The 13,197-nt window shown below is 71.7% G+C and carries 10 protein-coding genes and 1 tRNA gene; 3 read left to right on the forward strand and 8 right to left on the reverse strand.

Annotated features, from left to right (window positions below):
- Positions 1–67: 67 nt before the first annotated feature.
- Both DNL27_RS02485 and DNL27_RS02490 read left to right on the forward strand, forming a co-directional pair.
- Positions 68–2,230: a cytochrome c oxidase assembly protein gene (locus DNL27_RS02485; protein ID WP_112234615.1), complete on the forward strand. Its 2,163-nt coding sequence runs from the start codon at positions 68–70 to the stop codon at positions 2,228–2,230.
- 289 nt (positions 2,231–2,519) lie between these two features.
- Positions 2,520–4,577, forward strand: a complete 2,058-nt coding sequence (locus DNL27_RS02490) for an NHL domain-containing thioredoxin family protein (protein WP_239494423.1) — start codon at positions 2,520–2,522, stop codon at positions 4,575–4,577.
- Positions 4,578–4,853: 276 nt separating this feature from the next.
- On the opposite strand, the gene DNL27_RS02495 is transcribed toward DNL27_RS02490, so the two are convergent.
- The gene (locus tag DNL27_RS02495; protein WP_050738023.1) at positions 4,854–5,834 is read right to left on the reverse strand and encodes a hypothetical protein; all 981 of its coding nucleotides are present in this window, start codon (positions 5,832–5,834) and stop codon (positions 4,854–4,856) included.
- A gap of 216 nt (positions 5,835–6,050) precedes the next feature.
- Here DNL27_RS02495 and DNL27_RS02500 point away from each other — a divergent pair, with 216 nt between their 5' ends.
- Positions 6,051–6,701: a hypothetical protein gene (locus DNL27_RS02500; RefSeq protein WP_112234617.1), complete on the forward strand. Its 651-nt coding sequence runs from the start codon at positions 6,051–6,053 to the stop codon at positions 6,699–6,701.
- Positions 6,702–6,935: 234 nt separating this feature from the next.
- Here the strand turns inward: DNL27_RS02500 and DNL27_RS02505 are convergent, their stop codons facing one another.
- From DNL27_RS02505 to DNL27_RS02535, 7 genes are all read right to left on the reverse strand, one after another.
- Positions 6,936–8,300 (reverse strand): ABC transporter ATP-binding protein, encoded by a 1,365-nt coding sequence (locus DNL27_RS02505; protein ID WP_012397447.1) that lies wholly within the window; start codon positions 8,298–8,300, stop codon positions 6,936–6,938.
- A 48-nt stretch (positions 8,301–8,348) separates the two neighbouring features.
- Complete coding sequence (locus DNL27_RS02510; RefSeq protein ID WP_012397448.1) at positions 8,349–9,185, reverse strand: carbohydrate ABC transporter permease; 837 nt, start codon at positions 9,183–9,185, stop codon at positions 8,349–8,351.
- Between the two features lie 6 nt (positions 9,186–9,191).
- The gene (locus tag DNL27_RS02515) at positions 9,192–10,160 is read right to left on the reverse strand and encodes a carbohydrate ABC transporter permease (protein WP_012397449.1); all 969 of its coding nucleotides are present in this window, start codon (positions 10,158–10,160) and stop codon (positions 9,192–9,194) included.
- Positions 10,157–11,473, reverse strand: a complete 1,317-nt coding sequence (locus tag DNL27_RS02520) for an extracellular solute-binding protein (protein ID WP_112234618.1) — start codon at positions 11,471–11,473, stop codon at positions 10,157–10,159. The genes DNL27_RS02515 and DNL27_RS02520 overlap by 4 nt, the downstream gene beginning before the upstream one ends.
- A 128-nt stretch (positions 11,474–11,601) precedes the next feature.
- Positions 11,602–12,522 (reverse strand): AEC family transporter, encoded by a 921-nt coding sequence (locus DNL27_RS02525; RefSeq protein ID WP_112234619.1) that lies wholly within the window; start codon positions 12,520–12,522, stop codon positions 11,602–11,604.
- A gap of 22 nt (positions 12,523–12,544) precedes the next feature.
- A complete protein-coding gene (panD, locus tag DNL27_RS02530; RefSeq protein WP_012397452.1) occupies positions 12,545–12,997 on the reverse strand; it encodes an aspartate 1-decarboxylase in 453 nt (150 codons plus the stop codon).
- Positions 12,998–13,120: 123 nt separating this feature from the next.
- A tRNA-Gly gene (locus DNL27_RS02535) sits at positions 13,121–13,194 on the reverse strand.
- Positions 13,195–13,197 lie beyond the last annotated feature (3 nt).

Below are 13,197 nucleotides of genomic sequence, written 5' to 3' on the forward strand. Positions count from 1 at the left end.
ACGCACGGTCCCGCCATCACGGCGCCAGGACACCACCGCGATCGGTCGAGGGGCCGAAGGAGCACTGATGAGCACCACCGCACGGAACCGGGGCCGAACCCGGGAGCGCACGAACGGCCCGGCCGGGCGCACCTCTGCGCCCGGGGACGGCGGGGTGAGCGTCAGCCCGTGGAGCATCTCGCTCGTGCTGGTGGCGGCCATGCTCGGCATGGCGGCCGCGCTGCTGTACGGCGGCGCGGCCGCACCCCGGCAGGTGGCGGATCCGGGCACCCTCGTGCGCTGGGGGCTGCCCGTGGTGGAGACCGTGCACAACATCGCCATGACCGTGGTGATGGGCGGACTGCTGCTGGCCATCGGGGTGGTGCCGCGCTTCGCGGACACCACCCGCAAGCGCCCGCCCCGCAACAGCAAGGAGCAGGTGGGGGAGCCCGAGCACCCGGTGTACCGCTCCGTGCTGCAGCTCGTGGAGGCCGCGTCCGTGGTGTGGACGGTCTCCGCGGTGGCGGTGCTGGTGTTCACGTACGCGGACGTCTCCGGCTCGGGCTTCGGCCGGGGAGCGGGCTACACCCAGCAGCTGCTGCACTACGTCACGGAGATCTCCACGGGCCAGTCCCAGGCGGTGATCGTGATGGTGGCCGCCGTGGTCACCACGCTGGTGTTCGGCGTGCGCGCGCTGCTGGGGCTGTTCTGCACGCTGGCGCTGTCCTTCGTGGCCCTCGTGGCGCTGGCCCTGAACGGGCACGCCGCCGGCGGTGCGGACCACATGGGCGCGGTCAACTCCCTGGGGCTGCACCTGCTGGGCGTCAGCCTGTGGGTCGGCGGGATCCTGGTGCTGGTGTGGGTGGGGCCGCTGCTGTCCCGCGAGTCCACGGTGGTCAGCCGCCGCGGTGGCACCACGCACCGGGAACCGCTGCTTGCGGTGGTGCTGCGCCGCTACTCCGTGGTGGCCCTGGGCTGCTACGCCCTGGTGTTCTTCTCGGGGATCGTCAACGCCGCGGTGCGCATCGGCACGTGGGAGCAGCTGGGCTCGTCCTACGGGGTGCTCGCCCTGACCAAGCTCGTGCTGACCCTGCTGCTCGCGGCGGCGGGCTTCGCCCACCGGCAGTGGCTCATCCCCGGGGTCGCGGAGGGCTCGCGCTCGCGCACGGCCACGCTGTGGCGCGTGATCGTGGTGGAGGTCTTCCTCATGGGCCTGCTCATGGGGATCGCCACGTCCCTGAGCCGCACCGCCCCGCCCGTCCCGGAGGAGCTCGCCCCGGACGCCTCACCCGCACGGATCCTCACGTGGTACGAGCTGCCCCCGGAGCCCACCCTCGCCCACTGGTTCACCACGTGGCGCTGGGACTGGTTCTGGGTGGCCGTGGTGCTCTTCATGGCCGTGGTGTACCTGTGGGCCGCGGTGAAGGTGTGGCGCCGCGGGGACACGTGGTCCGCGCTGCGCACGGTCTCCTGGTTCGTGGGCCTGGTCGCCCTGGTCTACGCCACGTGCGGCGGGGTCTCGGTGTACGCCCGCGTGCTGTTCTCGGCGCACATGGTGGAGCACATGACGCTGACCATGATCATCCCGCTGTTCCTGGTCTCCGGCGCGCCGGTCACGGTGATCCTCAAGGCGCTCGAACCCCGCCGGGACGGCACCCGCGGTCCGCGCGAGTGGATCCTGCGCCTCGTGCACTCCACGTGGGGCAGGATCGTGACCAACCCCATCTTCGCGGGGGCGAACTTCGCGTTCTCGATCGTGCTGTTCTACTTCACGGACCTCTTCCGCTTCACCCTGCGCTACCACGTGGGCCACGAGTTCATGATGGTCCACTTCCTCTTCACGGGGTACATGTTCGCGCTCGTGCTGATCGGCATCGACCCCATTCCGCGCCGTCCCAGCTACCCCATGCGCCTGGTGCTGCTGCTGGCCACCATGGCGGCGCACGCGTTCATCGGCATCAGCATCATGAGCCTCACGTCCGTGATGCAGGCCTCGTGGTTCGGCAACATGGGCCGCCCGTGGGGGCTCACCGCGCTGGAGGACCAGGAGCTGGGCGGCATGCTGATGTGGGGCATCGGGGAGTTCCCCACGTTCCTGCTGGCCGTGATCATGGCGGTGCTGTGGGCCATGGAGGGCAGCAAGGAGAACCGGCGCGTGGACCGGCAGGCGGACCGCACGGACGACGCCGAGCTGCGCGCCTACAACGAGATGATGGCCGAGCTCGCCGAGCGGGACGAGTCCCGCCGCTGACCCCGCCTCCCAGCGGGCCCGCCACCGTGCGCGTGGGCACGACGCCGCACGGTCGCCGCGGGAGCGGTCGTCCCGTTCCCGGTGCGGGCGGCGTCGTGGCCCGTGACCGGGTGGGCCGGGCCCCGCGGCCTGGCCGGGCGGCGTCGTCCCCGGCGCCGTGGGCAGAGCCTGTGTGACGAGCCGCGTGTGCGGGGCGTCATGCGGCGCGCGGGAAGCGTGGGCGCGCCGCTAGCGTTGGCAATGACAGACACCTGACCCCCGTGGAAGGACCCCCGTGACCGCTGCACGCATGACCACACCCGTTCGCGCCTCGGAGCTGGAGGGCCGGGCCTGGCTCAACACCGGCGGCGAGGCGCTGGACCTGCAGTCGCTGCGGGGCAAGATCGTGATCCTGGACTTCTGGTCCTTCTGCTGCATCAACTGCCTGCACGTGCTGGACGAGCTGCGCCCGCTCGAGGAGCAGTACGCGGACGTGCTGGTCACGGTGGGCGTGCACTCCCCGAAGTTCGAGCACGAGGCCGATCCGGACGCCCTGGCCGCCGCGGTGGACCGCTACGAGCTCACCCACCCCGTGCTGGACGACCCCGAGCTGCGCACGTGGGACGCCTACACGGCGCGCGCGTGGCCCACCCTGGTGGTCGTGGACCCCGAGGGCTACATCGTGGCGCACCTGTCCGGGGAGGGCCACGTGCAGGGGCTGGAGTCCCTGGTCACGGAGCTCGTGGCGGAGCACGAGGCCAAGGGCACGCTGCACCGCGGGGACGGACCCTACGTGCCGCGCCCGCAGCCCGAGGGGGACCTGCGCTTCCCCGGCAAGGTGGTCGCACTGCCGGACGGCTCGTTCATGGTCAGCGACACCGGCCATCACCGCCTCGTGCAGCTGGAGTCGGACCTCACCACGGTGCGGCGCGCCATCGGCTCGGGTGCGCGCGGCTGGTCGGACGGCCCGCGGGACGTGGCCCGGTTCAACGAGCCGCAGGGCATCGCGGTGCTGCCGGGCAGGCTGCGCTCGGAGGTCGGCTACGATCTCGTGGTCGCGGACACCGTCAACCACCGGCTGCGCGGGGTGGACCTGGGCTCCGGCTCGGTGCGCACCCTCGCGGGCAACGGTGTGCAGCGCCTGCTCGACGACGCCCGCGCCCGGGGCGTGGACCCCAACGAGATCACGGACACGGAACCCACGTCGGTCGCGCTGTCCTCCCCGTGGGACGTGGTGTGGTCCGACGCCGCGGACGCCCTGGTGGTCGCCATGGCCGGAACCCACCAGCTGTTCTCCTTCGACCCGCGCACCGGGGCGCTCGCCGTCCTCGCCGGCACGGGAGACGAGGGGCTGCGCGACGGCTCCGCCCACGAGTCCTGGTTCGCCCAGCCCTCGGGTCTGGCCCAGGACGCGCACGGGGACGTGTGGGTGGCGGACTCCGAGTCCTCCGCGCTGCGGCGCGTCCGGCTGCCGGGTCACGACGCCGCCGCGCCGGGTGCCGCTGCCGCCCCGGCTGCCGGGGCGGAGGGGATCTTCGCCCGCGCGGTGGACGCGCTGCCCTCCGGCGCGGCCTCCACGACACCCTCCACGGGGGCGGCGGCGCCCTCCGACGGGGCGACGACGCCCGGGGGCGTGGGTGCCCCCGGCACCGGCGCGGCCACGGTGGACTCCGCCGTAGGGCTGGGGCTGTTCGACTTCGGCTTCCGGGACGGCCCCGCCGCGGACGCCCGGCTGCAGCACTGTCTGGGGGTCACCGTGCTCCCGGACGGCTCCGTGGCGGTGGCGGACACCTACAACGGTGCCGTGCGGCGCTACGACCCCGCCACGGACGAGGTCACGACCCTCACCCGCGGCCTGGCCGAGCCGTCCGACGTGCTGCTGGACACCACCCACGAGGACCCCGTGCTGGTGGTGGTGGAGACCAACGCGCACCGGCTCGTTCGGGTGCCGGTGCCCCGGCAGGCCCTCACGGTGGACGAGGGGGCGGCCCAGGTGCAGCGCAAGCGCACCCAGCTGGCCCCCGGTGAGCTCGAGCTCGCGGTGCGCTTCGCCGCCCCCGCCGGGCAGAAGCTCGACACCCGCTGGGGGGATCCCACCCAGCTGAAGGTCTCCGCGTCCCCGGAGGAGGCCCTCGCGTCCGGTGGGGGAACGGCCCAGGGGCTCACCCGCACCCTGCGCCTCGCCGAGGGGGTCACCGAGGGCGTCCTGCACATCTCGGCCCGCGCGGCCGCGTGCGACGGCTCTCCGGACGGGGAGATCCCGGACCACGCCGCGTGCCACCTGTACCAGCAGGACTGGGGGATCCCGTTCAGCGTGGATCCTGCGGCGCCATCCGAGCTCACGCTGGACCTGCGCGGCACGGACTGAGCGGCACGGGCGGCACGCCGGAACCCGACGCCGCCGCCCGGCACGGCTGGGGTGGACCGCCCTGGCGCGGGACGGCCCGTGCGGCGTCGTCCCGCGGGCGCGTCCCAGGGCGCGAGGTGGCCCGGGCACCCGCTGGCCACCGCGTGGACCGCGCCCCCGCGCGCGGCAGACTTCGGACCCGGTGTCGGGCCCGCGGGCGGCTTCACCGTCCGCGGTGCGCGCGGCACGACACCCGGGCCGGGCGGCGTCGTGCGGAGGCGCGCCGTGGTGCGGGCGCTACTTCGGGGTGACCGTGGCCTTGTCCCCGGTGACCTGCAGACCCGCGGAGAACGTGAAGGGGACGTCCCGCGAGACCTTGGTGGTGTGGCCGTCGTAGAGGTCCACGGCAGTGAACTCGAGGTGCGCCGTGCCCCGGCTGTCCGGCAGCGACCACTGGTCCGCGTGGGCGCCACCGAGGCGGACCTCCGGGCGCGGGTAGTCCTTGATGCTCCAGGAGACCGCGCCCTGGATCCGGCCCGGGAAGTCCGCGGAGAACGGGCACCCGGCGGGGTAGAGGCTGTCCTGGCGCGCGCACGCGTCCAGGTGGTCGTGGACCTGCCGTTCCACCTGCTGCTTGAGCTGCTCGGAGGGCACGGCGGTGAGCTCCATGGTGGTGCGCTGGTCCTCGTCGCTGACCGGGACCTCGCGCGGCTCGGCCGTGATCATGGGCGAACTGTAGGAACCGGTGTACACGCCGGGGTAGAACACCGCGAACTCGCGGGACGAGCCGCGCAGCGCCACGGACGCGCCGTTGATGTCCACGGCGGTGGAGCCCGGCATGGACACGGTCATCGTGGGCAGTGTGGACGGGTCGAAGTCCCACACGGTGAAGAAACCCCACTGGGTCTCCGCCGGGTGCAGGGTGAACTCCGAGGAGGCCTCCTTGCCGTCCAGCAGGTAGCTGGCCCGCACCACCGCGCGGTCCCCGTCCGAGGACACCGTGGACACCGCGACGTCCTCCAGGTGGCTGCCCGCCTCCGCGAGGGCGTCCCCGTCCAGCAGCGCCGCATTCGAGTCCGGCACGCGGGCGTTGAGCAGACCCAGTGCCTTGCCGCCATTGCCGTCCTGCAGCGCCTGGAAGTACTCCCGCACGTCCGTCTCCGGGCCGTACTGGTACTTGTTCACGAGCGCGATGGTCACCGCGGCGGCCGCGACCGAGAGCACGATCAGGAAGAACCACGCCCCCACGGCCCTGACGATGCGATCACTGCGTTCCATGACCACTCACGGTAGTTGATGCCCGGGACTCCGGCCGACCTGTGTCCCCGCGCGGCCCGCCTGCGGTGCCGTTAGGCTGAACGGGGCGACGCCGCGGCGTCGCCCCCGCGGCACCGACCGGTCGGAGCCGCCGAGCGGCGGCCGCACCCGGACACGGGGCCGCCACGGGGTCCGCGCCACCGTGCGGACCGGCACCCGCAAGCACGAGAGCAGCCCATGGCAGAGACCGTCCGACAGATTCCCGCCCGGTACGGCACGCCCGAGCACGTGTTCCACCCCCGCATCGGGTCCTACGGCAGGCGGCTGGGCGCCGCGCTGCCCCCGCTGCTCGTGGTGGGACTCGCCGTGGCCATGCTGTACTACCGCCGCCCGGGTGCGCCCGCGGCGGCGGTGCTGGTGCTGCTCGCCCTCGTGGGTCTCGTGGTGTCCTACGCGTACCTGCGGCCGGCGCTCGCGGTGCTCACGGCCAGCCACGTGCTGGTCTCCCGCTGGGTGGGGTTCCGGGCCGTGCCCCGCGAGCGCATCGCGGAGGTGGTCACCGTGGAGGCGCTGCTGCCCCCGCGGGTCGGCGGCGGCACGCCCCGCGGGCGCCCGCAGCTGTGGTTCGTCACCGGGGCCGGGCGCAGCGCCCTGGCCCTCGACGGCACCGTGTGGGACGGGAAGAGCCTGCAGGAGATCGCCCGGCTCAGCGGCGCGCGGCACCTGAACTTCCGGCGGGCCACCCCGGCCGAGGTGCGCGAGCACCGGCCCCACCTGGTCTCCTGGCGGGTGCGTTATCCGCGGCTGCGGTACGCGGTGTCCTCGCTCGCCCTCGTGGCCGCGATCGCGCTGGCCGTGTGGTGGGCGCTCGCCTCCCGGGCCGGGTGAGCGGCGGGCCGTCACTCCGCCCGCCGGCTCCCACGATGTCCCTGCACGCCCCGCAACGCCGCTTCACAACGAACGGCCGGTCCCCCCGGGAGGGGACCGGCCGTTCGCGGTGGTCCGGTGGCACGTGCACCCCGCACGTGCCCGGCGGTGCCCGAACCTGCCGCCTCGCAGCGGTTCCGCGGCGGATCCTGCTCAGCGGAACCGGTTCAGCGGGCGCGGTTCGAGGGATGCGGCTCAGCGGGCGGCGCTGCTGCCGCCGTCGCCCGGTCCGGCGTGGCCGCCGTGGGCCGGGGCATCCGCCGCGCGCGCGTCGTCGTGCCCCGGCGCGGTGGGGCCGCCCGTGCGGTCCGTGCCCTCGTGCTGGCGGGCGCGGTCGATCTCGGCCTTGCGCTCCTCGTTGGCCTCCCGGGTCAGCTCGGCGCCGGCCTCGGCGTCGCGCGTGAGGTTCTCACCCGTCTCGGGGTTGAACACGTGCATCCGGCGGCTGTCCAGCCAGATCTTGGACGTGGACCCGCCGCGGATGCGCGAGGACGCGTCCAGGGAGACGATCACCTGCGCCGGCATCTCGTCCGCGTCCAGCTCCTGGGCCAGCTCGTTGAGCTTGTGCTGGACCGTCTCGTCCTGCTGGTAGCGGATGTAGCCGTACTGCTGGTTGCCCAGCCACTCCGTGTGGGTGAACTCGGCGTCGAACGTGGTGCCGTGCCCAGCCTTGGCCTCGTCCACGAACTTGGCGTCCTCGAAGTGCTCCGGGCGCAGCCCCAGCAGCACGATCTCGGGAGCACCCGAGAGCGAGGCGCGCACGCGCTGCGGGATCTCGATCTCGCCGATGGGCGTCTGGAACACACCGCCCTCGATCCGCGCGGGGATGAAGTTCATGGACGGGGCTCCGATGAACCCGGCGACGAACAGGTTGACGGGCTGTTCGTAGAGCTCCCGCGGGGACGCGATCTGCTGCAGCTGACCGCGCTTGAGCACGGCCACGCGGTCCCCGAGGGTCATGGCCTCGGTCTGGTCGTGGGTCACGTAGATGGAGGTGATGCCCATGCGGCGCTGCAGCTGCGCGATCTCGGTGCGCATCTGGCCGCGCAGCTTGGCGTCCAGGTTGGACAGCGGCTCGTCGAACAGGAACGCGTCCGCGTCGCGCACGATCGCGCGGCCCATGGCCACACGCTGGCGCTGACCGCCCGAGAGGTTCGCGGGCTTGCGCTCGAGGTGCTCGTTGAGGTCCAGGGTCTCCGCGGCCTCGCGCACCTTGCGGTCGATCTCGTCGTCGCTGAACTGGCCCTTGGCCAGGCGCAGCGGGAACGCGATGTTCTCGTACACCGACAGGTGCGGGTACAGGGCGTAGTTCTGGAACACCATGGACAGGTTGCGGTCGCGCGGCTGGCGGTCGTTGACCCGCTCGCCGTCGATCAGCAGATCGCCGCTGGTGATGTCCTCGAGCCCCACGACCATGCGCAGCAGGGTGGACTTGCCGCAGCCCGAGGGGCCCACGAGGATCAGGAACTCGCCGTCGGCGATGTCGATGGAGATGTCGTTGACCGCCGGAAAGCCGTCGTCGTACTTCTTGACGAGGTGCTCCATGGTGATAGCTGCCATGTTCTGTCAGTCCTAACTGTGTCCGAGCGTGAATGGGGAGGGCCGGGCTCAGCCCTTGACGGCGCCCTGGGTCAGACCGGAGACGATCTGGCGCTGGAAGGCCAGCACGAGGAGCACCACGGGGATCGTCACGATGATGGCGGCCGCGGAGATCGCGCCCGCGGGGTCCTCGAACTGCGAGGCGCCCGTGAAGAACGCGAGGGCCGCGGGCACCGGGCGGGCCGCCGAGGTGGAGGTCAGGCCGATCCCGTACACGAAGTCGTTCCACGCGATGAAGAACGCGATGATCGCCGTGGTGAACACACCCGGCAGGGTCAGCGGCACGATCACCTTGCGGAACGCCTGCCAGGTGGTGGCGCCGTCCACTTGGGCCGCGCGCTCCAGGTCCCACGGGATCTGCTGGAAGAAGGCGGCCAGCGTCCAGATGGAGATCGGCAGCGTCAGGGAGAGGTAGGGGATGATCAGGCCGAGCCAGGTGTCGTACAGGCCCACCTGGCGCCACAGGTTGAACAGCGGCGTGACGATCGAGATCACCGGGAACATCGAGACCATCAGCGCCGTGGTCAGCACGAGCTTCTTGCCCGGGAAGTCCAGGCGGGCGATCGCGTACGCGCACAGCGTGGCCAGCACCACGGCGATCAGCGTGGCGATCAGGGAGATCCCGATCGAGTTGCGCAGGGCCGGCAGGAACAGGTCTTTGGCGTCGCCCACGAAGATCTGCTGGTAGTTCTCGGACACGAACGTGGTGGGGAGGAACTTCCCCGAGTTCAGGTCCGAGGGGGACTTGAAGGAGGTCATCAGGATGGACAGCACCGGGAACAGTGCGTAGACCAGCACCAGGACCGAGACCACGGTCCACCCGATTTTCTGCTTAGTGCTCAACATGACGGGTCACTTCCCCTTCCCAGAGCCACCGGTGAGGTCCACCTTGAAGATCTTGATCGCCACGAGCGCGATGAGCATCACGCAGATGAAAAGGATCACCGAGATGGCCGAACCCAGGCCGATTTCCAGACGACCGATGGACGTGCGGTACGCGAGCAGCGAGAGCGTCTCGGTGCCGTACTGTCCCTGGGTCATGATGAAGACGTTGTCGAAGATGCGGAAGGCGTCCAGCGCGCGGAACACCACGGCCACCATGATGGCGGCCTTCATGTTCGGCAGGACCACCCGCACGAGGCGCTGCCACGAGGACGCGCCGTCCACGCGGGCCGCCTCGGAGAGCTCACCGGGAACCTGGGCCAGGCCGGAGAGCAGCAGCAGCGAGATGAACGGCGTGGTCTTCCAGATCTCGGACGCCATGATCACGGTCAGGGACGGGCCCGCGGAGGCGAACCAGTTGAAGTCCGGGCCGATCACGGGCAGCCACGAGAGCCAGTTGTTCACGTAGCCCGTGGTGATGTCGAACGCGTAGAACCACGCGAACGCCGAGACCACGGTGATGATGCCGTAGGGGACCAGGATGGCGGTGCGCAGCAGCCCGCGGGTGGCCTTGACGGCGCTGTGCATCACCAGGGCGAGCGCGAGGCCCAGCACGAGCTCCACGAGCACGGTGACCACCGTGATCAGCAGGGTCACGCCGAGGTCCCGCCAGAAGAGGCTGTCCGAGAGGACCGTGGCGTAATTGCCCAGGAACACGAACTCCTTGTCCCCGGGGGCGGTCAGGCGGAACGAGAACAGCGAGTCCCAGAGGGCCTGCACGATGGGGTACAGGGTCACCAGGAGCATGATCACGAAGGCCGGGCCGGCGAGCAGCCACCCCAGCTTCCGCTCGGAGCGGGCACGGTCCGAGAGCTGCGCCTTCTTGCGGGGCTTCCCGGGCGCGGCGTCGCGAGCGCGAGAGTCGACGGTTGTGCTCACAGCAGCGCATCTCCCTTCAGGACTTCCTGGATGAACTCGGTAGTCTCACGAGGGGTGTCCTCGGTGACCTCGCTCGGCGGGGTCCAGTGCTGCTGGATGGCCGTGGAGATCTCGTTGTAGTACGGGGTCTGGGCGCGCGGCTTGGCGTCGTCCAGGGACTTGCGGATGGTGTCTGCCATGGGGAACGCCTTCCGAGCGGCGGGGTCGTCGAACGCCTTGGCGGACGAGGGCGGGTTGCCGTTGGTGGCGAAGTACTGCGCCTGGTGCTCGGTGGAGACGATGCACTGCACGGCCTGCCACGCGAGGTCCTGGTGCTGCGAGTTGGCACCCACGCCCAGGTTGATCCCGCCCAGCGGGGCGGCGGCGGTGGTGTCCGCGTTGACGCGCGGCCACGTGGTCCACTTGATGTCGTCCACCACGGACTGGTCCAGGGAGCCCTCCTCCACCGCGCCCTTGGAGGCGGAGTAGATGAAGGGGTAGTTGACCATGAAGGAGCCCTTGTCCCCCTGGAACTGGATCATGGAGGCGTTCTCGTCCTGGGTGGCCAGGCCCGGCCCGCCCAGGCCCTCACGGCCGATGGTCCCGATGATGTCCGCGGCCTTCTTCCCGGCCTCGGAGTCCAGGCTCACGCGGGCGTCCTGACCCTCCTGGCCGTCGGTCACGATGTGCCCGCCGTTGGACTCCACGAGACCGTTGACCCACACGGACATGGACTCACCGCGGATGCCCTGCACGCCCAGGTACTTGTCCTGGGAACGGGCGGCCTCGATGATCTGGTCCCACGTGACGGGCTTGGACATGTCCAGCCCCGCAGCCTTGGCCACGGACTCGCGGTACCACAGCAGCTGGGTGTTGGCCCAGAAAGGGACGGCCACGAGCTCGCCGTTCCATGTGGCGCCCTTGAGCGGACCCTCCAGGGTGTCCTGGGTGGTGGCCTTGGCAACGTCCTGCGGCGGCTTGGCCAGGAACCCCGGCTCGGCGAGCTCGGCCACGAAGGGCGGGTCCAGGCTCATGATGTCCATCGAGGAGTCCCCGGCGGCGAGACGGCGCGCGAGCTGCTCACGCTGCGAGGAGGCGTCGCGCGGCAGCAGGGAGGTCTGGATGGTGTACTTGCCGCCCGAGGCCTCGGAGCAGTCCTGCGCGATGACGGCCTGGCCGCCGTCGTCGGGGTTGATGTACCAGGTGAGCGTGGGCGGTCCGGATTCCCCGCCGCTGCACCCCGTGAGCAGCATGACGGACGCGGCTGCGGCGGCCGCGGCGCTGCGGACGGCACGCGGTGTCCCGGCCCTGCGTGAGTGGTGGGTGGGCTTCACTGTGGTTCCTCCCCTGGCGAGCGCGAGTGCTGAGCGGATCTGCCCGGCGGCCCCGCGGGGATCCCAGCCGGTTCAGCATTTACACAGTCTACGGGTGGCGTGGCTCACTTCGCCCGTGTGACTCGACATCAGGAGAGGAAAGCCGCGATGCCTGCCATCGCAAGCATGGAGACCACCGTGGTGAGCAGCACGGTGTCCCGGCACACGGTGGTGGCGCGGTCGTAGCGCACGGCCGCCACGTACAGGTTCTGGGCCGTGGGCAGGGCCGCCATGACCACGGCCGCGTACAGGGCCGGGCCGGTCAGTCCCAGGGACACGGCCAGGCCCCAGGCGAGGGCGGGGTGCAGCAGCACCTTGGCACCCGTGGCGAGCAGCGTGTCCGCGCGCGCACCGGGCGCGGACAGCGGCCGGGCACCCACCAGGGAGATCCCGAACGCGAGCAGCATGGCGGGCACGGCGGCCCCCGCGACGATCCGCACGGGCTCCATCACCAGCTCGGGCGGCGTCACGCCCGTGGCCGAGGCCGCGATGCCCAGGGCGGAGCCCACGATTAGCGGATTGCTCACCACGGTGCGCAGCACGGAACCCACCGTGGGGCGCCGACCACCCGTGATCGTGTCCATGGCCGTGAGGTACAGGGGGCTGTTGACCGCCAGCTGGAACAGCATCACGGGCGCCACCTGGGAGGCGTCCCCCAGCACGAACAGGGCGATGGGGATCCCCAGGTTGGCGGAGTTCACCTGCCCCGCGGCCTGCGAGCCCATGACCACGGTGGCGGCGTCCCGGTGCAGCGCGAAGCGGGAGACCAGCCCGTAGCCGAGCATCGTGAGCCACGCGGAGCCCGCCGCCACGAGCAGCGGCGCCGAGAACACGTGGCGGACGTCGGCCTGGGCGAGCGTGGTGAACAGCAGCGGTGGGGAGGCCACGTAGAACGCGAGCCGGGAGAGCACCTGCTGGCCGTTCTCGCCCAGCACGCCGAGCCGCCCGATCACCCAGCCGAGCCCGATCACGGCCCACACGATGAAGAACCCGGAGGCGACGCCGCTCACGCCGCGGCTCCCGTGCCGCGCCTCACGCGCGGGTGGTGGCGGCGTCCTCCCGGGCGCGGCCGTGCTCTCGGGCGTGCGGCGGGCGCACCACGTCCCCGACCACGGCGTCCGCCGGGTCCGAGCCGAGGGCCACGATCCTGTTGCGCTCGTCCACGTGCACCACGCGGGGCTCGTACGTCTGCGCCTCCGCGGTGTCCATGAGGCCGTAGGCGATCAGGATCACGAGGTCCCCGGGGTGCACCAGGTGCGCGGCGGCGCCGTTGATGCCCAGCACACCGCTGCCGCGCTCACCGGCGATCGTGTAGGTCTCGAGCCGGGCGCCGTTGGTGACGTCCACGACGGCCACGAGCTCACCGGGGAGGATCCCGGCGGCGTCGAGCAGGTCCTGGTCCACGGTCACGGAGCCCACGTAGTGCAGGTCCGCCTGCGTGACGGTGGCCCGGTGGATCTTGCCGGTGAACATGGTGCGCAGCATGGGTGCTCCTGGGGTGAAGAGGGGACCGGTCCCGCGCGGGGTGCCGGGCGGGGCCCGTCCGGCGGCCCGGGGGCCGGCACGCAAACACCCCGGGTCCGCAGTGGGTGCCCGGGGTGGTCGTCGTGGAGCGGCTGACGGGAATCGAACCCGCGTATCAGGCTTGGGAAGCGTGCGCTCTACCATTGAGCTACAGCCGCGCG

Origin of the sequence: Kocuria sp. BT304, assembly GCF_003290245.1 — a bacterium.
Classification (GTDB): Bacteria; Actinomycetota; Actinomycetes; order Actinomycetales; family Micrococcaceae; genus Kocuria; species Kocuria rhizophila_A.